Origin of the sequence: Acidimangrovimonas sediminis, from assembly GCF_002871005.1 — a bacterium.
GTDB lineage: Bacteria > Pseudomonadota > Alphaproteobacteria > Rhodobacterales > Rhodobacteraceae > Acidimangrovimonas > Acidimangrovimonas sediminis.
The window spans coordinates 82,215-105,132 of record NZ_PHSN01000020.1 but is presented as its reverse complement, the minus strand read 5'-3'; the positions used below and the strand labels follow the sequence as shown (position 1 = coordinate 105,132).

The 22,918-nt window shown below is 68.5% G+C and carries 21 protein-coding genes; 7 read left to right on the top strand and 14 right to left on the bottom strand.

Features of this window, described 5'->3' with window-relative positions:
• Positions 1-101 precede the first annotated feature (101 nt).
• Positions 102-1,682 carry a lysine--tRNA ligase gene (locus tag CVV76_RS18105; RefSeq protein WP_102226116.1) on the bottom strand — a complete coding sequence of 527 codons (1,581 nt, stop codon included), beginning with the start codon at positions 1,680-1,682 and terminating at the stop codon, positions 102-104.
• A 487-nt stretch (positions 1,683-2,169) separates the two neighbouring features.
• On the opposite strand from CVV76_RS18105, the gene CVV76_RS18100 reads away from it, so the two are divergent.
• Both CVV76_RS18100 and CVV76_RS18095 read left to right on the top strand, forming a co-directional pair.
• Complete coding sequence (locus tag CVV76_RS18100) at positions 2,170-2,592, top strand: tellurite resistance TerB family protein (RefSeq protein ID WP_102226087.1); 423 nt, start codon at positions 2,170-2,172, stop codon at positions 2,590-2,592.
• A gap of 37 nt (positions 2,593-2,629) precedes the next feature.
• Positions 2,630-4,132, top strand: a complete 1,503-nt coding sequence (locus tag CVV76_RS18095) for a TrkH family potassium uptake protein (protein ID WP_233193012.1) — start codon at positions 2,630-2,632, stop codon at positions 4,130-4,132.
• A gap of 152 nt (positions 4,133-4,284) precedes the next feature.
• Here CVV76_RS18095 and CVV76_RS18090 read toward each other — a convergent pair whose 3' ends face one another.
• The 3 genes from CVV76_RS18090 to CVV76_RS18080 form a co-directional block, all read right to left on the bottom strand.
• Positions 4,285-4,761, bottom strand: coding sequence for an REP-associated tyrosine transposase (locus CVV76_RS18090; RefSeq protein WP_102226086.1), 477 nt, complete (start codon positions 4,759-4,761; stop codon positions 4,285-4,287).
• A 167-nt stretch (positions 4,762-4,928) separates the two neighbouring features.
• The gene (ettA, locus tag CVV76_RS18085; protein WP_102226085.1) at positions 4,929-6,584 is read right to left on the bottom strand and encodes an energy-dependent translational throttle protein EttA; all 1,656 of its coding nucleotides are present in this window, start codon (positions 6,582-6,584) and stop codon (positions 4,929-4,931) included.
• Between the two features lie 328 nt (positions 6,585-6,912).
• Positions 6,913-7,815 carry a bifunctional helix-turn-helix transcriptional regulator/GNAT family N-acetyltransferase gene (locus CVV76_RS18080; protein ID WP_102226084.1) on the bottom strand — a complete coding sequence of 301 codons (903 nt, stop codon included), beginning with the start codon at positions 7,813-7,815 and terminating at the stop codon, positions 6,913-6,915.
• 206 nt (positions 7,816-8,021) lie between these two features.
• Here CVV76_RS18080 and CVV76_RS18075 point away from each other — a divergent pair, with 206 nt between their 5' ends.
• From CVV76_RS18075 to CVV76_RS18065, 3 genes are all read left to right on the top strand, one after another.
• Positions 8,022-8,624, top strand: a complete 603-nt coding sequence (locus tag CVV76_RS18075) for a nicotinate-nucleotide adenylyltransferase (protein WP_233193011.1) — start codon at positions 8,022-8,024, stop codon at positions 8,622-8,624.
• 276 nt (positions 8,625-8,900) lie between these two features.
• Entirely contained in the window at positions 8,901-10,436 is a 1,536-nt protein-coding gene (gene dacB, locus CVV76_RS18070; RefSeq protein WP_102226083.1) for a D-alanyl-D-alanine carboxypeptidase/D-alanyl-D-alanine endopeptidase, read from the top strand.
• Between the two features lie 250 nt (positions 10,437-10,686).
• A complete protein-coding gene (locus tag CVV76_RS18065; RefSeq protein ID WP_102226082.1) occupies positions 10,687-10,896 on the top strand; it encodes a cold-shock protein in 210 nt (69 codons plus the stop codon).
• Between the two features lie 290 nt (positions 10,897-11,186).
• Here the strand turns inward: CVV76_RS18065 and CVV76_RS18060 are convergent, their stop codons facing one another.
• The 6 genes from CVV76_RS18060 to CVV76_RS18035 all read right to left on the bottom strand — a co-directional run bounded on the left by CVV76_RS18060 (position 11,187) and on the right by CVV76_RS18035 (position 18,573).
• Entirely contained in the window at positions 11,187-11,984 is a 798-nt protein-coding gene (locus CVV76_RS18060; protein ID WP_102226081.1) for a carnitinyl-CoA dehydratase, read from the bottom strand.
• A complete protein-coding gene (locus tag CVV76_RS18055; protein ID WP_102226080.1) occupies positions 11,981-13,984 on the bottom strand; it encodes an acetate--CoA ligase family protein in 2,004 nt (667 codons plus the stop codon). The genes CVV76_RS18060 and CVV76_RS18055 overlap by 4 nt, the downstream gene beginning before the upstream one ends.
• A 268-nt stretch (positions 13,985-14,252) precedes the next feature.
• On the bottom strand, positions 14,253-15,416 hold the full coding sequence (locus tag CVV76_RS18050; protein ID WP_102226079.1) for an acyl-CoA dehydrogenase family protein: 1,164 nt from the start codon (positions 15,414-15,416) through the stop codon (positions 14,253-14,255).
• Positions 15,413-16,888, bottom strand: coding sequence for a carnitine 3-dehydrogenase (locus CVV76_RS18045; protein WP_102226078.1), 1,476 nt, complete (start codon positions 16,886-16,888; stop codon positions 15,413-15,415). The genes CVV76_RS18050 and CVV76_RS18045 overlap by 4 nt, the downstream gene beginning before the upstream one ends.
• Positions 16,889-16,900: 12 nt before the next feature.
• Positions 16,901-17,665 carry an SDR family oxidoreductase gene (locus tag CVV76_RS18040; RefSeq protein WP_332888548.1) on the bottom strand — a complete coding sequence of 255 codons (765 nt, stop codon included), beginning with the start codon at positions 17,663-17,665 and terminating at the stop codon, positions 16,901-16,903.
• Positions 17,662-18,573, bottom strand: coding sequence for a BKACE family enzyme (locus CVV76_RS18035; RefSeq protein WP_102226077.1), 912 nt, complete (start codon positions 18,571-18,573; stop codon positions 17,662-17,664). The genes CVV76_RS18040 and CVV76_RS18035 overlap by 4 nt, the downstream gene beginning before the upstream one ends.
• A gap of 82 nt (positions 18,574-18,655) precedes the next feature.
• On the opposite strand from CVV76_RS18035, the gene CVV76_RS18030 reads away from it, so the two are divergent.
• Complete coding sequence (locus CVV76_RS18030) at positions 18,656-19,630, top strand: GlxA family transcriptional regulator (protein ID WP_102226112.1); 975 nt, start codon at positions 18,656-18,658, stop codon at positions 19,628-19,630.
• Positions 19,631-19,736: 106 nt separating this feature from the next.
• On the opposite strand, the gene CVV76_RS18025 is transcribed toward CVV76_RS18030, so the two are convergent.
• Together CVV76_RS18025 and CVV76_RS18020 are read right to left on the bottom strand one after the other, a co-directional pair.
• Positions 19,737-20,657 (bottom strand): fatty acid desaturase, encoded by a 921-nt coding sequence (locus CVV76_RS18025; RefSeq protein WP_199178646.1) that lies wholly within the window; start codon positions 20,655-20,657, stop codon positions 19,737-19,739.
• Complete coding sequence (locus CVV76_RS18020; protein ID WP_102226075.1) at positions 20,650-20,883, bottom strand: DUF2061 domain-containing protein; 234 nt, start codon at positions 20,881-20,883, stop codon at positions 20,650-20,652. The genes CVV76_RS18025 and CVV76_RS18020 overlap by 8 nt, the downstream gene beginning before the upstream one ends.
• Before the next feature lie 84 nt (positions 20,884-20,967).
• Between CVV76_RS18020 and CVV76_RS18015 the strand changes: the two genes are divergently transcribed.
• Positions 20,968-21,840: a helix-turn-helix domain-containing protein gene (locus CVV76_RS18015; protein ID WP_102226074.1), complete on the top strand. Its 873-nt coding sequence runs from the start codon at positions 20,968-20,970 to the stop codon at positions 21,838-21,840.
• Here the strand turns inward: CVV76_RS18015 and CVV76_RS18010 are convergent.
• Positions 21,828-22,352, bottom strand: coding sequence for a lipocalin family protein (locus tag CVV76_RS18010; protein WP_102226073.1), 525 nt, complete (start codon positions 22,350-22,352; stop codon positions 21,828-21,830). The genes CVV76_RS18015 and CVV76_RS18010 overlap by 13 nt on opposite strands.
• Complete coding sequence (locus tag CVV76_RS18005) at positions 22,340-22,681, bottom strand: hypothetical protein (protein ID WP_102226072.1); 342 nt, start codon at positions 22,679-22,681, stop codon at positions 22,340-22,342. Before CVV76_RS18005 ends, CVV76_RS18010 begins: the two co-directional genes overlap by 13 nt.
• Positions 22,682-22,918: the final 237 nt, after the last annotated feature.

Here is a 22,918-nt window from a genome sequence, read left to right as displayed (position 1 = left end):
CGGGGACGCTGCAATGCGCCCTCCCGGGGCAGGGTCGGGCGCGGCCCGGGCTGGGCGCCCGGGCAAAAAGGGCGGCAGGTACGCCTCTTGAGCCCCGGGCCTCAGGCCAGCTCGCCCGCCAGCCCCTTCTCGATCAGCGCCACGGTCTCGCCCACGCCGTAGAGCGCGATGAAGCCGCCGAAGCGGGGCCCCTGGCTCTGACCCAGCAGCACCTCGTAGAGCGCCTTGAACCAGTCGCGCAGGTTCTCGAAGCCGTGCTCCTTGCCCACCGCGAACACCATCGACTGCAGCTCCTCGGCATCGAGACCGCCGTCCCAGGCCTTCAGCCGGACGATCAGATCCTCCATCGCGGCGCGCTCCTGTTCCGTCGGCGCACGGAACGTCCGTGTCGGAGCCACGAAATCGCGGAAGTAGCGCACCGCGAATTCCGCCGCCGCGTCCAGATCCGGGTTCGCCTCGGGACTGGCCTCGGGCGCATAGCGCTTGATGAAACCCCAGAGCCCGGCCTTGTCCTCGGCCGCCGCGACGGAGGCGAGGTTCAGGAGCATCGCGAAGGGCACCACCATATGGCTTTGCGGCGGGTTGCCGTTGTGGATGTGCCAGACCGGGTTGTTGACGCGCTTCTCGATATCGTCGGTGTCGTGATAGGCACGCAGCTGCTGGTGGTATTCATCCACCGCCTTGGGGATCACATCGAAATAGAGCCGCTTCGCCGTCTTCGGCTTCTGGTACATGTAGTACGACAGGCTCTCGGTCGAGGCATAGGTCAGCCATTCGTCGATGGTCAGGCCGTTGCCCTTCGACTTGGAGATCTTCTCGCCGTTCTCGTCGAGGAAGAGTTCATAAGTGAAATGCTCGGGCTTCTGGCCGCCAAGGATCTCGCAGATCGAATCGTAGATCGGCGTGTTGGTCGAATGGTCCTTGCCATACATCTCGAAATCGACGTCGAGGGCCGCCCAGCGGGCACCGAAATCGGGCTTCCACTGCAGCTTCACGTTACCGCCGGTAACCGGCAGCGTCCATTCGCGCCCGTCCTCGTCGTCGAAGGTGATGGTGCCTGCCTTCGCGTCGACATGCTTCATCGGCACGTAGAGGACGCGGCCGGTCTCGGGGTGGATCGGCAGGAAAATCGAATAGGTCTCGCGCCGCTCGTCGCGCAGGCTTTTCAGCATGACCTTCATCACGGCGTCATAGCGTTCGGCGGCGCGCAGCAGCACCTCGTCGAACTTGCCGGTCTTGTAGAACTCGGTCGCCGAATAGAATTCGTACTCGAACCCAAAGGTGTCGAGGAAACGCCGCAGCATGGCGTTGTTGTGGTGGCCGAAGCTCTCATACTCGCCGAACGGATCGGGGACAGAGGTCAGCGGCTTCTGGATGTTGGCCTTCAGCAGGTCCTGGTTCGGCACGTTCTCGGGAACCTTGCGCATCCCGTCCATGTCGTCCGAGAAGCAGATCAGCCGCGTGGGAATGTCGCAGATCGCCTCGAAGGCGCGGCGGATCATCGTGGTGCGTGCCACCTCGCCGAAGGTGCCGATATGCGGCAGGCCCGAGGGGCCGTAGCCGGTCTCGAACAGGACATGGCCCTTCTCCGGCGGCGCCTTTTCATAGCGTTTGAGGATCCGGCGGGCCTCTTCGAAGGGCCAGGCTTTGGAACTCATCGCGGCGTCGCGCAGGGTGGTCATCATCACGGCTTTCAGTGGACGCGGAACCCCATGTCCCGCAAGCTCCGCTACCTAGGGGAGCCGGACGCGGAGGTCAACATTCCCCAGCATCCAAAGGGGTCCCGGACCCTCGGACCAGTCACCGGCTGAGGGGGAGAGGCGCCAGGTCGCCGGGTGTTCGCGGGGGGCGAAGCTTCGCCTAACAAGAAGACGATACAGCTTCTGACTCATGGCGGAAGCCGAAACCGAGGCGGCCCACCTTGAAGAGAACGGAATGAGTCGAGTGGTACGGTCGCCCGGCGGCGCAAGGTTGGTGGGCGCAGAAGCGTATTTGGGGAACAATGAAAGGGGAATCTGCCTGGGCGTTCGTGCCGGGAGCGCAACGGGCGGGGGTGCGGCGGCGCCTGGGGAGCGGGGGCGATGGCTTGCGGGGCAGGATGACGGCGGGCCTTGCCCCTAGCCCGCCCCCCCCCTATCTTGGCGGCGACCCGCAGCGAAGGACCCAGCGATGAGCTTCGACACCGCCTCGATGACCCCGCAGGACAGCCTGATCGCGCTCATGGTCGCGGTTTCGGCCTCCGACGAGACGATCCGCTCGGCCGAGCTGTTCATGATCCAGGGCATCGTCAACACCCTGCCCGTGTTCAAGGGCTACGACGCCGACCGCTTCAAGCAGATCTCGCAGACCGTGTTCGACCTCTTCGAGGAGGAGGACGGGCTGGACGCGCTGTTCGGCCTGATCCGCGACGCGCTGCCTGAAAAGCTCTACGAGACCGCCTACGCGCTGTCGTGCGACGTGGCGGCGGCGGACGGCGCGCTGGATGATACCGAGCTTCGCCTGCTCGAGGAGATCCGCTACGAGCTGGACATCGACCGCCTGCACGCCGCCGCGATCGAGCGTGGGGCGCGGGCGCGCTTCGCCCCGGCGTGACGGCGGACGGCGCGCGGCAAGGGCCGGGGACATCGGCGTGAGGATCGAACTGCGGCCCACCGGCCACCAGGCCCGTCGTAAGGCGCTGATCGATCTGCGCCCGGTGGGCTTTGTCCTGGGGCTGCTGCTGACCGCGCTGGGGGCCGCGATGCTGGCACCCCTGGCGGTCGACCTCTGGGACGGGTCGCGAAACTGGCAGGCGTTCTTCGAGGCCGCGGTCTTCACCTCGCTCACCGGCGCGATGATCTCGGTGGCCTGCCGCTCCGGTCTCGACAGCGACGACGAGTTCACGGTGCGCGAGGCCTTTCTGCTGACCACCGGGATCTGGGTCTTCGCCCCGGTCTTCGGCGCCCTGCCCTTCATCACCGGCGCCCCGCACGCGGGCTTCACCGACGCCTATTTCGAGGCCGTGTCGGGGATCACCACCACCGGGTCCTCGGTCTTTCCACATCTCGACCTGCTGCCGCCCGGGGTGCTTCTGTGGCGCGGCATCCTGAACTGGCTGGGGGGCCTCGGGATCGCCTTCGTCGCGATGATCTTCCTGCCGGTGATGCGGGTGGGCGGAATGAAGTTCTTCCGCACCGAGGGCTTCGACACGATGGGCAAGGTGCTGCCGCGCGCGACCGATATCGCGCAAAGGCTGCTGGCGTTCTACGTGCTGCTGACGCTGGCCTGCATCGTGACCTATGTGCTGTTCGGCATGACCCTCTTCGACGGGGTGGTGAACGCCTTCGCCACCGTGGCGACGGGGGGGTTCTCGACCTCCGACGCCTCGTTCGGAAAATACGCGGGGCCTGCGGAATATGCCGGGGCCTTCTTCATGATCCTGTCCGCGCTGCCCTACATCCGCTTCGTCCAGATGATGGGCGGGGCCTACCGCCCGATGCTGCGCGACCCGCAGGTCCATGCCTTCCTGCGCTGGGTGACGATCGCGGTGGGCATCACCGTGCTCTACCGCGTGCTGACCTCGAACGCGCCGATCGAGACGATCGTGCGCCAGTCGCTGTTCAACATCGTGTCGATCTTCACCGGCACCGGGTTTTCCTCGGCCGACGTGAACTCGTGGGGGCCGTTCGCGGTGGTGGTGGCGCTGGCCGTGGGGCTGATCGGGGGGTGTTCCTCCTCATCCTCCGGCGCGTTTTCGGTGTTCCGCACGCAGATCCTCTTTGCCGCGATCCGGGCGCAGATCTCCAAGGTGCATTCCCCCTCGCGGATGATGGTGGTGCGCTATGACGGCGTGGTGCTGGACGCCGAGGTGATGAACCCGCTGATCATGTATCTGACCGGTTACCTGGTCACGATCATGATCCTGTCGATCGGGGTCAGCCTGACCGGCGTGGACATCGAAAGCGCGCTGATGGCTGTCTGGACGTCGATCGGCAACATCGGCTACGTCTTCGGCTCGGCCACGCAGCCCACCGGCACGATGGTGGATTTCGACGACACCGCGAAATGGCTGATGATCATCGCCATGCTGATGGGCCGGCTGGGGATGGTCGCAGGCTATGTGCTGCTGCTGCCGCGGTTCTGGCGGGGCTGACCGGTCACGGATGAACAGCCGGAGGCAGGCGGCCGAAGGTGAACCGGAGTGCGTCGCAACGCGGCCTACGGAGGCCGGGGCTGGCTGGACGCGCGCGCTTCATCGCAACATGCCCCCCGCAGCCCGACCGGTAGGGGGCGTTTCAACGCACCTCACGCGGCGCTTCCTCCATCCCGCCAGTGGATCGAGGAATAGGGCCAGTCGTCAGGACTCTCGACCAGCCCGTGACGCACCGGGTTCAGGTGACAGTACCGCAGATGCAGCGCCAGTTCGGCCGGGTGACGGATCTGGTGCTCCCGGAACCGACGTTGCCAGATCCCCTTCTCCCCCCGGCGGACGTGACTCGGGCGGCGCGGCCCGGCAGGCAGCCCGCGCGAGAAACGCGCCTTGATCCCGGCCCAGCGGCGCGAGAAATCCTCCACCCCCTCGGGCAGGGTCCAGATGCAGTGAAGATGATCGGGAAGCACCACCCAGGCGTCGATCCGGAACGGCTGTGCCGCCCGGGTGTCACGTACCGCCGCGCGCAACCGCTCGATCTCGTCCACCAGCAGCCACGAGCCCCGCTGCGCCAGACAGACGGTGAAGAAGACGGTGCCTCCGGGCACGACAGGGCGGCGGTACTGCGACATGCCCGCAGGATGCCCCCGCATGGTTAACACAGCATTACCGCCGATAGGCGTTGTCGCTAGTGGGGTGCGTTCAAACGCATCCTGCGAAGCCCCCCCCAACGCAAAACGCCCCCGCGGTCTCCCGCAGGGGCGTTCGGCAATTCCGGCGGGACGGCGGCCCCCTCGCCTCAGCGCGAGAACTTCTTGTACTTCACCCGCTTCGGCTCGACCGAATCCGGGCCGAGGCGGCGGATCTTGTCGGCCTCGTAATCCTCGAAGTTGCCTTCGAAGAACTCCACATGGCCATCGCCCTCGAAGGCCAGGATATGCGTGCACAGGCGGTCGAGGAAGAAGCGGTCGTGCGAAATGATCACCGCGCAGCCCGCGAAATCCTCGATCGCCGCTTCCAGCGCCTGCAGGGTCTCGACGTCCAGGTCGTTGGTCGGTTCGTCGAGGAGCAAGAGGTTGCCGCCGTCCTTCAGCAGCTTGGCCATGTGCACGCGGTTACGCTCACCGCCCGACAGAAGGCCCACCTTCTTCTGCTGGTCGCCGCCCTTGAAGTTGAAGGCACCGACATAGCTGCGGCTGGCCACCTGCGCATCGCCGAGCGAGATCATCTCCGCCCCGCCCGAGATCTCCTCCCAAACGTTGTGCTCGGGATCCAAGGCATCGCGCGACTGGTCGACGAAGGACATCTTCACCGTCTCGCCGATCTCGACCTTGCCCTTGTCCGGCGTCTCCTGCCCGGTCAGCATGCGGAACAGCGTGGTCTTGCCGGCGCCGTTCGGGCCGATCACCCCGATGATGCCGCCCGGCGGCAGCGAGAACGACAGATCGTCGATCAGAAGCTTGTCGCCCATGGCCTTTGACAGCCCCTCGACCTCGATCACCTTGTTGCCGAGGCGCGGGCCGTTGGGGATGACGATCTGGGCGGTGCCCACCCGGTCCTTGACCGATTCCTCGGCCATCTTGTTGTAGGCGGCGATCCGCGCCTTGGACTTGGACTGACGCGCCTTGACGCCCGAACGGATCCAGTCGAGTTCCTTTTCAAGGACCTTCTGCTTGGCCTTGTCCTCGCGCGCTTCCTGCGCCATCCGCTTGGCCTTCTGTTCCAGCCAACTGGAATAGTTGCCTTCCCACGGAATGCCCCGGCCGCGCTCCAGCTCGAGGATCCACGAGGTGATGTCGTCAAGGAAATAACGGTCGTGCGTGACGCAGAGGATCGTGCCCTTGTACTCGATCAGGTGCTTTTGCAGCCAGGCGATAGTCTCGGCGTCCAGGTGGTTGGTCGGTTCGTCCAGCAGCAGCATGTCCGGCGCTTCAAGCAGCAGCTTGCACAGCGCGACCCGGCGGCGCTCCCCGCCCGAAAGGGTGGCGACGTCGGCTTCGTCCGGCGGGCAGCGCAGGGCCTCGAGCGCGACGTCGACCTGGCTGTCCAGATCCCAGAGGTTCTGCGCGTCGATCTCATCCTGCAGCTGGGCCATTTCCTCGGCGGTCTCGTCCGAGTAGTTCATCGCCAGCTCGTTGTACCGCTCCAGCTTGGCGGTTTTCTCGGCCACGCCCAGCATGACGTTCTCGCGGACCGAGAGGTTTTCGTCGAGCTGCGGCTCCTGCGGCAGGTAACCGACCTTGGCGCCCTTGGCGGCCCAGGCCTCGCCAGAGAAATCCTTGTCGATGCCGGCCATGATGCGCAGCAGCGTGGACTTACCCGCGCCGTTGACGCCCACGACGCCGATCTTGACGCCGGGCAGGAAATTCAGACGGATGTTCTCGAAGCACTTCTTGCCACCGGGATAGGTCTTCGAGACGCCGTCCATGTGGTAGACGTATTGATAGGATGCCATGCGGACCTCCTTGGGGAATGGGGTTGCGCCCCATGTAGTGGAGGCCGCGGGCAAGAGCAATGCGGTAAGGCCCGCGCGATGCTGGCGGCACCTCGCGACCGGCTGCCCCCTCTTCGACGTCAAGGCCGGGGGTTTCACACCCCCGGACCCCCGTGGGATATTTCCGCTCAGAAGAAAGGAGTGCCCCACCCTTCTTCTGAGCGGAAATATCCCGGGGGCGCAGGGGGCAGCGCGCCCGCCGGCCCTGCCATCGCCGCCACGCGCACCGCTGGATCCCCGTGCCTTCGATGCTGAAGGACCAGGAGCGGCGCGGCGGGCGAGCGATCCGTCAGAGCAGCTTCTCGAAGAAGAAATCCGGGTAGGGGTCGTCGTTGAACCGGTCGATCTCGGTCCAGCCGGCGTTGCGGTACATCGCGACCGCCTCCGGCAACGCCGAGTTGGTGTCGAGCCGGAGCCGCGCCATCCCCAACTCCTGTGCCGCCACCTCGATCCGGGCCATCATCCGCCCGGCCAGTCCCAGCCCGCGGGCGGAGGGCGACACCCAGAGCCGCTTGACCTCGCCCCAGCGGGCCCCCTCGACCAGGTCGTCGTGCCCCTTCAGCCCGGCGCAGCCGACCGGCAGGCCGTCGGATATCGCGACCAGGAACAGGCCGCGCGGGCGGATCATGTCGGTGGCCTCCGGGTCGCGCGACAGCGAGACCTCGAACCCGTCCGCGAAGCGCCGTGCGAGCTCGGCATAATAGGCCTCGAGGCAGCCGCGCGCCGCGGGGGTACGCGGATCGGCCTCCTCCAGCGTGACGTCGCCCCGCCCCAGCGCCGAGGCCACGAGGTCCATCGCAGCCAGCAGGGCGGCCGGTTTCGGGTGAGCCGCGAGGATCGCTGCGGCCTGGCTGTCCGACAGCGCCTCGTAGGCCGCGAACTCCGCCTCCCCCGCTGGCGTCAGCCGTGCCACCCGGCGCCGGGCGTCGCCCTCGTCCGCCGCTGTCTCGACCAGCCCCTCGGCCTCCAGCCCGCGCAGGAGGCGGCTCATCAACCCGCTGTCGAGACCGAGGTAATCGCGGATCGCCGCCACCTCGCCCCGGCCCCGGCCGATCGCGTTGAGCACCCGCGCCGCCCCCAGCGGGCGCCCGCGGCCGAGGAACGACGCGTCCAGCACCCCCACCTCGCGCGTCACCGCGCGATTGAAGCGGCGGATCCGCGCCACCGGGTCTTCGGGGTGAATCTCGGTCATGTCCGGGCCCTTCGATTTTTGCCTGACTTTAGTCAGACAATTGCCGAATGCAAGCCCCGAATTGCTCCGGGCCGCCTGCCGGGGCGGACCGGAATGCCGCCCGGGAAATCGCCGTTCCGGGGGCCGCGGTGTCCGGCGATGCGTTGACACCCTCCCGCCCGGGCGTCAAAAAGACGCCTTGACGGGCGGAGAGGGGCAGAACCGAGGTGCAGGGATTTCCGGTGGCCAGACCGGGGCAGGTGATCGGCCTGCTCGGCGGCTCCTTCGACCCCGCGCATGCGGGCCACGCCCATATCACGCGCGAGGCGCTGCGTCACTTCGGGCTGACGCGGGTGTGGTGGCTGGTGAGCCCCGGCAACCCGCTGAAGGCCGAGGGGCCCGCGCCCATGGCCCGGCGCCTGGCCGAGGCGCGGGAGGTGATGCACGACCCCCGCGTCGTGGTCACGGACATCGAATCGCGCCTCGGCACCCGGTACACCGCCGAAACCCTGCGCCGGCTGCGCGCGCTGTATCCCGGGGTGCGCTTCGTCTGGCTGATGGGCGCCGACAACCTGGCGCAATTCCACCGCTGGCAGAGCTGGCGCTGGATCATGGAGCATGTCCCGATCGGGGTGATTGCCCGGCCCGGATCGGGGATCGCGGCGCGGCTGTCGCCCGCCGCCGACCGGTATCATCAGTACCGCGTTCCACCCTCGGCCGCGCGGCGACTGGGGCACCGCCCCGCCCCGGCCTGGTGCTACATCAACGTGCCGCTGATGCCGATCTCGTCGAGCGCGATCCGCGCCCAGGGGAAGTGGCGCCGCCGCTGAGCCCTCCGGCCACGGCCCACCGCCCGGACCGCGCCCGGAGCGCCGCACCCAGCGGGTTTCCACCACCCCCTTTTTCCCTGCCGCGCGCCTGCCGTCGGCGCCACCAGCACCCGGCAATGCAGGGAGGCGCGGCGTTCCCCTTCGCCGCCCCGGACCAGGCGATCGCGCGGGACCATCGCGGATGACGCCGGGCTGACCGTTCCGTGATTGGCGGCCGTGCCGAAGCCCATGCTAGGGCCCTTGCCGCCCCGCCCCCGCTGAGGTTTAGTTTCCCCCATGACGACACGCGATCCGATTTCCCGACGCCGCCTGCTGGGCGGCCTTCTCGCCGGTGTGGCGGCCCAGGCGGCTTGGCCCGCGCTGGCCGATGCGCCGCGCGTTTCGCTGCGCCCCCATTCTCGGCCCGGCGCCCATGCGGCGCTGGCCTCCTCGGGACGGCCGGACGTGCCCAGCCCTGCCGAGCTGATCGACCGGGCCGGCCTTGGCGGCACCGTCGGCTACGTCGTGGTCGACCCGAAGAACGGCCGTGTGCTCGACAGCCACAACGCCGACCACCCGCTTCCCTGCGCCTCGATCACCAAGACGTTCACCACGCTCTACGCGCTGCACCGGCTGGGACCGGATCACCGGTTCCAGACCCATGTCGTGGCGACCGGGCCGATCAGCGGCGGCGTGGTACAGGGCGACCTGATCCTTCTGGGCGGCGGCGACCCCACGCTGACCTCGGACGACCTTGCCGACATGGCGGCCGCGCTGGCCTCCAAGGGCGTGCGCGGCGTAACCGGGCGCTACCTCTACGACGCGAGCGCGATCCCCCATTTCGAGGCGATGGATCCCGACCAGCCCCCGCAGGAGGGCTACAACCCCGGGCTTTCCGGGCTGAACCTCAACTTCAACCGCGTGCATTTCCAGTGGAAGCGCGTCAGCGGCGGCTATCAGGTGCAGATGGATGCGCGCGGCGACCGGGTGCAGCCCGCGACCCCCGACATCACCATGCAGATCGTCGACCGGACGCGCCCGGTCTACACCCACAAGGTCGGCGCCCAAAGCGAAAGCTGGACGGTCGCCGGCGGGGTGCTGGGCCGCCACGGGGCGCGCTGGCTACCGGTAAGCAACCCCGCCCCCTACGCGGCGGCGGTATTCCGCGAGGTCGCCGCGGCCTATTCGATCCGGCTGCCGGTGGCCGCGCCGGGCAACACGCCGAACGGGGCCGCCGTGCTGGTCACCCACCAGAGCGATGCGCTGACGCATGTCCTCAAGGAAATGCTCTACTACTCGACCAACCTGACGGCCGAACTGGTGGGCCTTGCCGCGTCGGCCGCCGCCTCCCCCACCCGGCAGGCGCCCAGCACGCTTGAGGCCTCGGCCGCCGAGATGGCGGCCTGGATCAAGGCGACCTACGGCGTTTCTCCGCGTTTCGGCGACCATTCGGGTCTTGCCCCCGGCACCAGGGTCACGGCGGCCGAGCTGGGCCGGATGCTGAGCATCGCAAGCACCGACGACCAGTTCCGCAGCCTCCTCAAGCAGATCCACCTGCTCGATTCCCGCGGCCGGCTGATCAGGAACAGCCCGCTGACGGTGCATGCCAAGACCGGCACGCTGAACTTCGTCTCGGGGCTGGCCGGGTATGTCGTGGGGCCGGCGCAGCAGGAGCTGGTCTTCGCCATCCTCACCGCGAACATGGACAAGCGCGACGCGGCCCGCGGATCCAATCGCGAGCGCCCCCCGGGGATGCGGACCTGGACCCGGCACTCGCGCCAGTTGCAGCAGAACCTGATCGAGACCTGGGCCGCGCTCTACCGCGAAGCCTAGCCCCTGCAGCCGGCCGCGCGCCCCCCGGACCTGCCCCGCAAAGCGTTTTCCCCGGGGCCTTCGCTGCGCCGGGATCCGCCTGTGCCACAGATTTTTCTTGCGATTCGCGGTACGATCGACAATATCGCCACTCGCAACGTTACGCCTATCGACCACTGTTCTCCCTTACCGGCTACAGTCCCTCGATCTGGAACTACCGAGCCACGCCGCCGCATCCCGTGGGCGGCACGACACTGAAGGAGAGAACACGATGGCCACCGGCACCGTGAAATGGTTCAACGCCACCAAAGGCTTCGGCTTCATCCAGCCCGACGGCGGCTCGAAGGACGTCTTCGTCCACATCAGCGCCGTCGAGCGTGCGGGCCTGCGCGGCCTGAACGACGGCCAGAAGATCAGCTACGAACTCGAAGCCGGCCGTGACGGCCGCGAGTCGGCCAGCAAACTGGCGCTGATCGACTGAACTGTCGCCACCCGCGACAGGAAGTTTACGGAAGGGGCGGGCAACCGCCCCTTTTGCTTTTGCGGGGCCTGTTGTGACTGGGCGTCACCTGCCTCTCCGGCACCCGGGCAGCGACCGCCCCCCCCGGGAGGGCGCGCGGCAGCGTCTTCGCGCATTTAGACGCCGGAAGTTCGTGAAACGATAAAGTGCAGGCCACCCGCATCCCGACGGTCCGGCTCAGGTTCGGCCACCACCCTTGGCGCAATCGGAGAGCTCTGCGGGAAAAGCTCGGATCACTCTGCCAGGCTTCGCTAGCGCCCCTTCCACACCGGGTCACGCTTCTCGGCGAAGGCGCGCGCACCCTCCAGCTGGTCCTCGGAGGAATAGAGCCGGTCGACGGTCGCGAACTGCCGCCGCGTGATCCGGTTCAGCGCATCCTGGAACCGCATGTCCTCGGCCTCGCGCACCACCTCCTTGATCGCGGCGTAGACGAGCGGCGGACCGCTCTCCAGCAAGCGCGCCAGGTCCCACGCCTTCGCCAGCAGATCCCCCGGCGTGCAAATCTCGCGCAGAAGGCCCCAGCGCAGTGCCTCCTCGGCATCGAACCAGCGCCCCGTCAGCAGCAGGTCCATCGCGACGTGATAGGGAATGCGCTTGGGCAGCTTGATCGAGGCCGCATCGGCGACCGTGCCCGACCGGATCTCGGGCAACGCGAATGTCGCGGTCTCCGACGCCAGGATGATGTCGCAGCTCAGCGCCAGCTCCAGCCCGCCGCCACAGCAGATGCCGTTGACCGCGCAGATCACCGGCTTGTTCATCTGCGGCAGCTCCTGCAAACCGCCGAAGCCCCCCACGCCGTAATCGCCATCCACCGCGTCGCCGTCGGCCGCGGCCTTGAGGTCCCAGCCGGGGCAGAAGAACTTGTCGCCCTCGGCCCGCAGCAGGCAGACCCGCAGCGCGTCGTCGTCGCGGAAGGCGCGGAAGGTCTCGCCCATGATCCGGCTGGTCACCAGGTCGATCGCGTTCGCCTTGGGGCGATCCAGCGTCACCTCCAGCACCGCACCCTCGACCCGGGTCTTCACCGGCCCCTCGTTCCTGTCCCAGCTCATGCCTCGGTCTCCCGTATCACCGCATCCACCGCCACCGCGCCCTCCTGGCGCAGGATCAGCGGGTTGATCTCGATCTCTTCCAGCTCCGGCCCCTCGGCCAACATGCCCTGCAACGCCAGCGCCGCCGCGACCGCCGCACCCACATCCGCCCTCGGGCGCCCCCGGTAGCCATCAAGCAGCGGCCACAGGCGCAGGCGCCGCAGCGCACCCTCGACCTCCTCGGCCCTCACCGGCAGCACGAGGGTGACCGTATCGGCCATCAGCTCCGCCGTCACGCCGCCAAGACCCAGGGTCAGCGTCGCGCCATAGACCGGGTCCCGCCGCGCGCCAAGCAGAAGCTCCGCCACCCCGCCGGTTGCCATCTCCTCGGCAAGGTAGCCCGTGGCCCCCGGCATCTCCGCCTGCCCCGAAAGCGAGGCAAGCCCCAGCCGAACCGCCCCGGCCTCGGACTTGTGCACGAACCCCAGCCCCTTGAGCGCAAGGGGCGGATCGAGGTCGGCGGCAAGCGGCCCCAGGGCCTGCAACGTCGGGGCGGAAACACCCCGGGGCACCACGATTCCCGCCGCCGCCAGCCGGGCCTTGGCCTCGCCCTCGGGCAGCACTCGCCCCCCCCGCTCCGGCGCCGCAGGCCAGGGCCGCCAGCCCTTCTCCGGCGCCCGGGTCAGGGCCAGCGCCTCAAGCGCGCCCAGGGCCGCAGGCAGCCCCATCAGCGGGGCCACGCCACGGGCGATCAGCGCCTCGGCCAGCCCCTCGTCGAAATTCTCGGGCAGGGAGGCGACCGGGAAAGCGGGCTTTCCCGTGATCTCCTGCGCCGCCCCGATCGCCTCCAGCGCGGGCCGGAACGAGGCCGGATCGCAACGGTCGGGCCGCGGCGGGTCGATCAGGAAGAGACCCGCGTCATACCCCGCCAGCATGGTCGAAAAGACCTTGGTCGTGCGCGGCCCGTCGCCCCAGATGAAGGTATGGTAATCCAGCGGGTTGGCGATCGTGACGAGCGGCCCCAACTCGGCCGCCAGAACCTCGGCCTGCGCCTCCGCAGGCAGCGCGAAATCAAGTGCCCGCCCCTCGGCCAGGTCGGCCACCAATCCCGCCTCGCCCCCCGAACAGCTGAGCGAACAGATCCGGCGCCCGGGAAGGCCACGATGCACATGGACGATCTTCAGCGCCTCTAGCATCTCCTCGAGGGTCGCCACCTCGGTCATGCCGGCCTGGGCGAGGAAAGCGGCGCTCGCCGCCCCTCCCCCTGCAAGCGCAGCGGTATGCGAGGCCGCCGCCGCCTGCGCCTTGGCCCCCTTGCCGGATTTCAACGCCACGATCCCCTTGCCCGACGCCCGCGCCGCCTCGGCCAGCGCGGCAACGGCGGGGGCATCGCCGATCCCTTCGACATAAAGCCCCAGCGCCGTCACCCTCTCGTCGTGCAGCAGCGCGGCGCCCAACTCCGCCAGCCCCACCTGCGCGGCATTCCCCAGGCAGGCGACATAGGCCACCGGCAGCCCCCGGGCCTGCATCGTCAGATTGATCACGATGTTCGACGACTGGCTGAGCAGCGCCACGCCCCGCTCGACCCGCCTGCCGCCATGCTGATCGGGCCACAGCAAAGCCCCATCGAGATAGTTTATGACGCCATAGCAATTTGGCCCCAGCACCGGCATCCCGCCCGCCGCGACGACCAGCCGGTCCTGCAACGCCGCTTCGCCCGCCTCGCGCCATCCGGAGGCGAAACAGATCGCGCCCCCCGCCCCGACGGCGGCCAGTTCCGCCACGACATCGAGCGTGGCATGCCGGTTGACGCCGATGAAGGTCGCATCCGGCACCCCGGGCAATTCCCGGACCGACGGATAGGCACGCGCCCCGCCAATCTCAGGCTTCGCCGGGTGCACCGGCCAAACCTCGCCGCTGAAACCCATCTTGCGGGTCTGCTCCACCACGTTCGCGGCCCAGCTTCCGCCAAGCACCGCGATCGACCGTGGCCGCAGAAGGCGCGAGAGATCCCGACTCATGCGCCGGCCCCGAAGGCGGCGCCGGGGGCCGCCTGCCCCCGGACCCCCGGGGATATTTCCGAGCAGAAAGAAAGAGCACCCTGCCCTCGTGGCGACGACAGGGTGCCACTTCCTGCTGCGGTCATCGGCGTCCCCGCCTGTACCGCACCCTGAGTCTTGCGGCTTAGCGTTAACAAGACATTACCACGCGCGCCCATCTTCTCACTTTCTGCTCAAAAATATCCTCGGGGGGTGCAGGGGGGCAGACGGCCCCCCTGCTCTGGCCTCATCACCCGCCGACCGCCCGCAGCATTTCGCGGCTGATGATGTGGCGCTGGATCTCCGAGGTGCCCTCCCAGATCCGCTCCACCCGGGCGTCGCGCCAGATGCGTTCCAGCGGCAACTCGTCCATCAGGCCCATGCCGCCGTGGATCTGGATCGCCGCGTCGGCGATGAAGGCAAGCGCCTCGGTCGCCTTCAGCTTGGCCATCGACATGTCGGCTTCGGTCACCGTGCCTTCGTCGAACTTCCAGCCCGCCGCCCAGGTCAGCAATTCTGCCGCGCGCAGTTCCGTCGCCATGTCGGCCAGATGGAACGACACACCCTGGAACTTGCCGATCTGCTGGCCGAACTGGCGCCTTTGCGCGGCGTAGTCCACCGCATGCGACAGAGCACGATCGGCACGGCCCAGAGAGGTGGCCGCGACCTGCAGGCGGGTGGCGCCGAGCCATGTGTTGGCCACCTCGAAGCCCTTGTGCACCTCGCCCAGGATCTGGGACGCCGGCACCCGGCAATCGTCGAATTCCAGGATCGAGTTGGTGTAGCCGCGGTGCGAGACATTGCGGTAGCCCTCGCGCACCGTGAAACCGGGCGTCCCCTTGTCGACGAGAAAGGCCGTGATCAGCTTCTTCTTGCCGCGCGGCGTCTCTTCCTCGCCCGTCGCCATGAAGGCGATGGTGAAGCCCGCGATGTCGGCGTGGCTGATGAAGTGCTTGGTGCCGTTCAGGATCCAGTCATCGCCATCAGGCCGGGCCGAGGCGCTCATTCCCCGCAGGTCGGACCCCGCGCCCGGTTCGGTCATGGCGAGGCAATCCCAGGTCTCGCCCTTCATGCAGGGCACGAGGTATTTCTCGCGCTGTTCGGGCGTGCCCGCCAGCAGGATGTTCGAGGGGCGCGCGACGCAGGTCCAGTGCAGCGCATAATTCGCCCGCCCCAGTTCACGTTCGTAGAGCAGCCACGACAGGGTATCGAGGCCGGCGCCCCCCACCTCCTCGGGCATGTTGGCGGCATAGAGGCCCGCATCCATCGCCTTGGCCTGGATCTCCCGAACCAGATCCATCCGCAGGTGGCCGGTGCGTTCCACCTCGGCCTCGTGGGGGTACAGCTCCTTCTCCACGAAGGCGCGGGTGGTCTGGACGATCAGGCTCTGTTCCTCGGTCAGGCCGAAGTTCATTTCGCCCTCCTTTCGCCGACGAAGCGGCCCGCGCCCTCGGGCTTCGGTAGGGCTTCGTGCGCCTTCGCGATCGGCATCAGGCGGGCGAGGATCTCGGGCGCCGCCGGGCAGGCGCGGCCGGCCTTCATGTCGACATGCAGAAGCATCTGCTCGATCGTCGCCACCGTCTCGCCGTCCTTGAGGATCTGAACGAAGACATGCAGGCGCTTCTCGTCCGCGGCCAGCACCTGCAACGTGCCTATCAACCGGTCGCCCAGCTTTGCCTCGCCCTTGTGCAGGATATGCGTCTCGGCAGTGTAGTAGCTGTGACCGCCCTTCACATACTCCATGTCAGAGCCGATCAGCCGCAGGAAGGCATCGGTCGTCTCGGAGCAGGCAAAGAGATATCGGCTTTCGGTCATGTGGCCGTTGTAGTCGATCCAGCCGGGCAGCACCTGCATCGGCGCCAGTTCCAGCGGGGCGGCGCCCTTGCCCGCCGGATCCGACACCTCGGCCACCGCCGCGGGTTGCCGCGCGCGGTCGTGGTCGCGCAGAACCTTCCCCGCGCCCCAGTCGCGATCCTTCAGCACCCGAAGGAACCCCACGAGGTTGCTGTCGCGCGCCCGCTCCAACTCGCGGATCGACAGGTGGCCAGATTGGGCGTCCGACTGCCCGGCGATCAGGTCCACGAGTTCCTCGGTGAACTCGGGCACGTCCATGAGCTTCGTCCAGGGCCATTCCAACGCCGGGCCGAACTGCGCCATGAAATGCTTCATGCCCGCCTCGCCGCCCGCCACACGGTAGGTCTCGAACAGGCCCATCTGGCCCCAGCGCAGGCCAAAGCCCATGCGGATCGCCTCGTCGATCTCCTCGGTGGTGGCGATCCCGTCGGTCACCAGCCACAGCGCCTCGCGCCACACGGCCTCAAGGAAGCGGTCGGCGATGTGGGCGTCGATCTCCTTGCGGACGTGCAGCGGGTACATGCCGATCGCGGTCAGCGCGGCCTTGGCGGCGGCAACCACCTCGGGCGGGGTCTGCGGCGAGGGCACGACCTCGACCAGCGGCAGCAGGTAGACCGGGTTGAACGGGTGCGCCACGAAGATCGTGCCGGGGTTCACCGCCCCTTCCTGCAGCTGCGAGGGCTTGAACCCGGAGGTGGAGGAGCCCAGCAGCGTGTCCGGTGCCGCGGCCTGGATCTGGGCATAGACACGGTGCTTCAGCGCCAGCTGCTCGGACACCGATTCCTGGATGTAATCGGCGCCGGTCACGGCCTCTTCCAGCGTCTTGCAGAACCGCAGCGCCCCCTCGGGCGGCAGCGGCACGTCCGACAGCGCAGGGAGCGAGGCGCGCGCGTTGGCCAGCACCTCGCCGATCTTGCGTTCCGCCTGCGGGTCGGGATCGAACACCGCCACGTCCCAGCCGTTGATCAGGAAGCGCGCGGCCCAGCCGCCGCCGATTACGCCCCCGCCGATGATTGCCGCCGTCTTCGTCATGACGAAGATCTCCTATCCGTTCAGTGTTTCGGTATGTCCGTCGATCGCCAGCGCCTGACCCGAGATCCGGGCCCCGGCGGGCGAAGCGACGAAAAGTGCCATCGCGGCGACGTCCTCGGCCGTGACCCATGTCTTCAGCGAGGTGCCTGCGACGTAGATCTCGCGCACCGCCTCGGGGGTGGTGCCGCGCGCCTCGGCCTCCATCTTCAGGACCCGCTCCATCCGGGGGCCCTCGACCGAGCCGGGGCAGAGCGCATTGACCCGGATGCCATGGGGGCCAAGCTCCATCGCCAGCGTCTTCATCAGGCCGATGACGCCCCATTTCGCGGTGACGTAGGGGCTGCGGTTCGGGCAGCCGCCAAGGCCCGAGGTCGACGAGGTCAGCAGGATCAGCCCCGCCCCCTGCCGTTTCATGTGCCCCGCCGCCCAGCGGCAGGCGAGGAACGCGCCGTCGAGATTGGCCGAGAGGCAGGCACGCCAGCCGTCGAAGTCGAGCGTGTCGATGCCGCCCGCAGGCCCGCCGGTCCCGGCATTGGCGCAGAGGATATCGACCCCGCCCCAATCGGCGTCCAGCCGGTCGAAGAGCGCGGTCATCTGCCCCTCGTCCGTCACGTCGGCGGTGAAGGCGCGGATGCCCTCGGGCACCGCCGCCACCGCCGCCGCGTCAAGATCGCAGATCGCGACGCGGGCCCCTTCGGCCAGAAAGCCACGGGCGAGCGCGAGGCCGATGCCACCCGCCCCCGCCGTGATCAGGACTCGGGCGGCCTTCAGGCTCACTTCGGCGCCCGCTTGGTCAGGCCCAGCTTGGCACGCACCTCGTCCGGGCCGATCACCCGGGCACCCATGCGTTCGACGATGCCGACAGCACGGTCGACAAGCTGCGCGTTGGTGGCCAGCACGCCCTTGTCGAGGAACAGGTTATCCTCCAGCCCCACGCGCACGTTGCCGCCCGCAAGGACCGAGGCCGCGGCGATGGGCATCTGGTTGCGCCCCAGCGAGAAGGCCGAAAAGGTCCAGTCGTCCGGCACGTTGTTGACCATCGCCATGAAGGTGTTGAGGTCATCGGGCGCCCCCCACGGCACGCCCATGCACAGCTGCACCAGCGCGGGGCCTTTCAGAACGCCCTCCTTCACCAGCTGCTTGGCGAACCACAGGTGGCCGGTATCGAAGGCCTCGATCTCGGGCTTCACGCCGAGTTCCGTCATCATCGCGCCCATGGCCCGCAGCATGCCGGGCGTGTTGGTCATGACGTAATCGGCCTCGGCAAAGTTCATCGTGCCGCAGTCGAGGGTGCAGATCTCGGGCAGGCATTCGGCGACATGCACCACGCGCTCGGCCGCGCCGATCATGTCGGTGCCCTTTTCCTGCAAGGGCAGCGGGCGTTCGGTCGGGCCGAAAACCATGTCACCGCCCATCCCGGCAGTGAGGTTCAGCACGACGTCGACCTCGGATTCGCGGATCCGGTCGGTGACCTCGCGGTAGAGCTTCGGATCGCGCGAGGGCGCGCCGGTCTCGGGGTCGCGGACGTGGCAATGGACCACCGCGGCCCCGGCGCGCGCCGCCTCGATCGCACTCTCGGCGATCTGGGCGGGGCTGCGCGGCACGTGGGGGCTGCGGTCCTGCGTCCCGCCGGAGCCAGTGACGGCACAGGTGATGAAGACCTCTCGGTTCATGGCAAGCGGCATCGGAGTCTCCCTCCATCGGATGTGGATTTGGCCGGAGCATAGGCCTGTTGCATCCGTTCATTTGACGAATTACGAAATCTTCATGCGCAATTCCGAAACGATTTTTGCCCCGGCGAAAGCCCCCCTGTCGATTGCCGTTCTGGTGCTGCCGCAGGCCTCGATCCTGACGGTGGCCGCGACGCTCGACCCGATGCGCAGCGCCAACCGCCACCTGGGGCGGGATGCGTTCCAGTGGCGCGTCGTCTCGCCCGATGGCAACGCGGTGCCGCTGACCTGTGGGCTGTCGCTGCCCGCCACGGGGCCGCTCTCCGCCGCGGAAGGGGCGGATGCGCTGATCGTGATCGCCGGGTTCCGGCAGGCCGAGATGGCGACGCGCCCGCTGATCCGCGACCTGCGCCGGCTGGCGTCGCGGTTTCGCGCGGTGGGCGGGATCGACGCCGGCTCCTGGGTGCTGGCACGGGCGGGCCTTCTGGATGGGCACCGCGCGACGGTGCATTGGGAGGATCTGGAGGACCTCGCCCATGCGCATCCGCAGATCGAGGTGGCGCCGGACCGTTTCGTCATCTCGGGCAGCCGGATGACAGCGGGGGGTGCTGGGCCCGCGACCGACCTGATGCTGCACCTGATCCGTGCCCGCCACGATGCCGCCACCGCCCTGCAGGTGGCGGGCAGTTTCATCACCGCCGCGCGTGACGGGTCAGAGCCGCAGCAGAGCGCGCGCACGGCCCCCCTGCCCGCCCGGGCCGATGCCCGCGTCACCGCCGCCATCGCCCGCTGGGAGGGCCGCCTCGACGATCCCGAGCCAATGGCCGAGACCGCCCGGGCCCTGAACCTGACGCCAAGGCGGCTGGAGATGCTGTTCCGCAAGGAGCTGGGCCAACCCCCGGGCGCCTATGCGCTGAACCTGCGGCTGCAGGCGGCGCGGCGGCTGGTGGCCGACACCGCCCACCCGCTCCAGGAGGTGGCGCTGCGCACGGGCTTCACCTCGCAATCGGCGTTTTCGCGGGCGTTCCGGAGGCGCTTTGGCCTCAGCCCGTCGGCCGTGCGGAGGGGATGAGGCCCCTGGGGTTTCATACCCCCGCACCCCCGCCCCCCGTGGAGTGTTTCCGCCAAGATGAAGGGAGGTGGAGGTGTCTTTCCGCGGCAGGACGGAAGGGCGATCCCTAGCGTCCGGGGCGGTAGAACGGATGCGGGACCGGGTCTTTCGGGGTCAGGAGATGGCGGCGGATGATCTGGGCGTAGGAGCGGTAGACGTAACCGCCGTTCTGCGCGCGGAACTGTGCGCGGCCCTCGGCATAGACCCGGGGCAGGCGGTGCCAGGCGACGCCGGGGTAAAGATGGTGCACCGCATGCAGGTTGTTGAAGAGAAACAGGAACGCCAGCGGCCCCCGGTCCTCGACCAGCACGGTGCGATGGGCGGCCTCCTCTTCCGCGCGGTGCTCGAGGAAGGTGCGGATCTTGAGCACGCCGAAAGCCGCGTAGGCCGCCAGCAGGTAGGCCCAGAGCGGCATCGCGCCAAGGGTCCAGAGCCAGGCAAGCACCAGAAGCACCCCCAGGCCATGCAGGATCCAGGCCCTGGCGATTCCCCGGTCGCCCGCGCGCGCCAGCGCCAGGTCCGACTGCACGAAGGCAACGGTGCCGATGACCGGCCCCAGCAGAACCCGCCCCAGCAGCGTGTTGTTCAGGCGCCGCAGCCTCTGCACGGGGCGGCTCAGTCGGGCCCAGGCGTCGGGGTCGAGAAAGTTCGTCTCGGGGTCGTCATAAGGGTCGGTCAGCATCGGGTCGCGGTGATGCGCGATATGGGTGTCGCGGAACCGCCGGTACGGGACGAAGAGGGTGAGCCCGGCAAACACCAGCGCCTCGTTCAGGCGGCGCGAGCGGAACGGGTGCCCGTGCAGCACCTCGTGCTGAAGCGATGAAAACTGGACGATCGCCAGCGCGGTCAGCCCCCAGCCGAGAAGCGGCGACCAGGACCAGAGACCAGAGGTGCCCCAGCCCCAAAGCAGGTAGACCAGCGCGAGCAGCGCCAGCGTCGGCGCCTCGTCGCGCCAGAGACGGGTCGGGGTGCGCGACAGCTCAGCCATGGCGCGCCTCCCCCTCGACCCGGCCCCAGCGGACATGCGCCCAGGCGCGTTCGTAAAGGAAATAGCAAAGTAGCCCCAGCGCCGCGTTCACCAGCGCCATCGTTCCGCCAAGCGTCGCCGACCCGGTCATCGCCAACCCGACGCCGGCCATCACGGCCAGCCCGAGAAGGTTCCACAGCACCGCTTTCAGGAGGGTGCGTCCCCGTGTTTCAGAAATTGTCCCCATGGGGCAAAGACTTGCGGAATTTGCTGCGTTGCGGAATTCCGTGTTTGCTTAACAAACATCGCATCTGGTGATATTTATAACCACATGCAGCAAAGACTCGACAAACGTGACCGATCGGATCTGTTCCGCAGCCGCCTTGCCGCCGCCATGGCCGAAAAGGGGATGAGCCAGAGCGCGCTTGGCCGTGCCGTGGGGGTGGACCGCTCGACCGTGTCGCAACTTCTTTCGCCCAGTGTGGCGCGTCTGCCGAATGCGCAGGTGGCCGCGGAATGCGCCGCCGCGCTGGGGGTCAGCGCGGACTGGCTGCTGGGGCTGTCGGACCGGCCGGAAAAGCTGGCCGACCTTCTGGCAACCTCGCTCAGCATGACGGCGGCGCCGCGCGCTCTGGTCGACGAACAGATCTTCGCCTGGCACCGCGAGGCGGCGGGCTACAAGATTCGCCACGTGCCCGCCGCGCTGCCCGACATGTTCAAGACCCGCGAGATGCTGCAATGGGAATACACGCCGCATCTCGGGCGCACCGTGGACCAGGCGATCGGCGCGTCGGAGGACCGGCTGGCGTGGATGCGCGGCGCCCGATCGGATTACGAGATCGCCCTGCCCCTGCACGAATTCGAGGATTTCACCGATGCCACGGGCTATTACGCGGGCCTGCCCGCCGGGGTGCGGCTGGCGCAGATCGACCGGCTGATACGGCTGGGGGAGCAGCTTTACCCCTCGCTCCGGATCACGCTCTTCGATGCGCGGCGGGTGTTCTCGGCGCCGATCACGGTGTTCGGGCCGCTCCTTGCCGTGGTCTATGTCGGGCGCCATTATCTTGCGTTTCGCGACAGCGACCGGGTGGCGGCCTTCTCGGCGCAGTTCGACTGGCTGGTGCGCGAGGCGGCGGTCGAGGCGCATGCCCTGCCCGACCACCTGCGCCGCCTGCGCGCCCGGATCCCGGATCAGTGCGGTTGAAGCCGGGACAGGTCGTAGCCGTTGAACTCGAGGATCCGCTTCGCGGCACCCAGCCGGTCGGCGGGGATCTGCGGCTGGCGGTTCAGGATCGCGCCCCAGCGGCCCGAGGGGGTGCCGATCACCACCGTGCGGTCATCGGCATCGACCCAGAGCACGTACCAGGTCTCGCCCCGCGCATCCGCGAGATCGGGCGCGAAGCGGCCCGGCACGATCTGCGGTGCGGCGACCGTGGCGGCGGGACCCGCGCAGGAGGACAGCGTCACCTCCAGCCCGGTGGCGGTGGTCTTTGCACCGGTCAGCCCAAGCGCGCAGGATTGCCGTGACGGATCGTAGAAGCCCGCTACCTCGTGCCAGCTGCCGGCCAGCCGCTTCGGCTGGAACCCCGCGAGGGAATAGAGCTTGCCGGGCGTGCGATAGCCGCCGCGACCGCTGTTCATCGGCGCCTGGGTGCAGGCGGCCAGCACCGCGAGGGCGGCTAGGGCGGCGATCCCCGGAAGGGTCAGTTGACGCATTGGGTCATCCTCATGCCTGAATCTGTCAGGATCGATTGGCAGCCGAGCAACGGCTTCACCGGGGAACAGGTGCCCGAGCGGGCAAGGCAGGCGCCATCGCACTCGCTCGACCTCGTGCAGATCTTGCCGGCGTCCTTGGTGTAGTGGATGCAGACCCGGGCCTTGCCGTCCTCATGGCTCCAGACCCCGCCCGAGGCCAGGCACCGATCGTCATCCTGGGTGGCCATGGCCTTGCCCGTAGGGGGCAGTTGCGGCGGCGTGTCGCCCAGCTGGCAGGCGGCAAGGGGCCCCAGCGCAAGGGCAAGAAGAAGGGGCGCGGCGCGGATCATGGCGGCTCCGGAAGGGGTGCCCCTAGTGACGCAGATTGCGCGCCCGGTGCAAGGGGGCGCGATCGGCGGGCACGGCACGCCCGGTCAGAACCGCGTGCGGCGGAGGCAGGGCCCGGACGCGCCCAATCGGCCCCGGCCTGCACCGGGCGACCGGCATGGGTAACCCCCAACCCACCGTCTTCCCGGCCCCACCGTCTTCCCGGCCCCACCGTCTTCCCCGGCGCTCGGCTTTCTGCT

Coding starts and splice junctions, on each gene's coding strand:
- CVV76_RS18050 (WP_102226079.1), bottom strand. CDS start 15,416: ATGAACTTCGGCCTGACCGAGGAACAGAGCCTGATCGTCCAGACCACC.
- CVV76_RS18105 (WP_102226116.1), bottom strand. CDS start 1,682: ATGACCACCCTGCGCGACGCCGCGATGAGTTCCAAAGCCTGGCCCTTC.
- CVV76_RS18025 (WP_199178646.1), bottom strand. CDS start 20,657: ATGGCTGAGCTGTCGCGCACCCCGACCCGTCTCTGGCGCGACGAGGCG.
- CVV76_RS18045 (WP_102226078.1), bottom strand. CDS start 16,888: ATGACGAAGACGGCGGCAATCATCGGCGGGGGCGTAATCGGCGGCGGC.
- CVV76_RS18055 (WP_102226080.1), bottom strand. CDS start 13,984: ATGAGTCGGGATCTCTCGCGCCTTCTGCGGCCACGGTCGATCGCGGTG.
- CVV76_RS18080 (WP_102226084.1), bottom strand. CDS start 7,815: ATGACCGAGATTCACCCCGAAGACCCGGTGGCGCGGATCCGCCGCTTC.
- CVV76_RS18100 (WP_102226087.1), top strand. CDS start 2,170: ATGAGCTTCGACACCGCCTCGATGACCCCGCAGGACAGCCTGATCGCG.
- CVV76_RS18005 (WP_102226072.1), bottom strand. CDS start 22,681: ATGATCCGCGCCGCGCCCCTTCTTCTTGCCCTTGCGCTGGGGCCCCTT.
- CVV76_RS18030 (WP_102226112.1), top strand. CDS start 18,656: ATGCGCAATTCCGAAACGATTTTTGCCCCGGCGAAAGCCCCCCTGTCG.
- CVV76_RS18010 (WP_102226073.1), bottom strand. CDS start 22,352: ATGCGTCAACTGACCCTTCCGGGGATCGCCGCCCTAGCCGCCCTCGCG.
- ettA (WP_102226085.1), bottom strand. CDS start 6,584: ATGGCATCCTATCAATACGTCTACCACATGGACGGCGTCTCGAAGACC.
- dacB (WP_102226083.1), top strand. CDS start 8,901: ATGACGACACGCGATCCGATTTCCCGACGCCGCCTGCTGGGCGGCCTT.
- CVV76_RS18035 (WP_102226077.1), bottom strand. CDS start 18,573: ATGCCGCTTGCCATGAACCGAGAGGTCTTCATCACCTGTGCCGTCACT.
- CVV76_RS18060 (WP_102226081.1), bottom strand. CDS start 11,984: ATGAGCTGGGACAGGAACGAGGGGCCGGTGAAGACCCGGGTCGAGGGT.
- CVV76_RS18020 (WP_102226075.1), bottom strand. CDS start 20,883: ATGGGGACAATTTCTGAAACACGGGGACGCACCCTCCTGAAAGCGGTG.
- CVV76_RS18065 (WP_102226082.1), top strand. CDS start 10,687: ATGGCCACCGGCACCGTGAAATGGTTCAACGCCACCAAAGGCTTCGGC.
- CVV76_RS18090 (WP_102226086.1), bottom strand. CDS start 4,761: ATGTCGCAGTACCGCCGCCCTGTCGTGCCCGGAGGCACCGTCTTCTTC.
- CVV76_RS18015 (WP_102226074.1), top strand. CDS start 20,968: ATGCAGCAAAGACTCGACAAACGTGACCGATCGGATCTGTTCCGCAGC.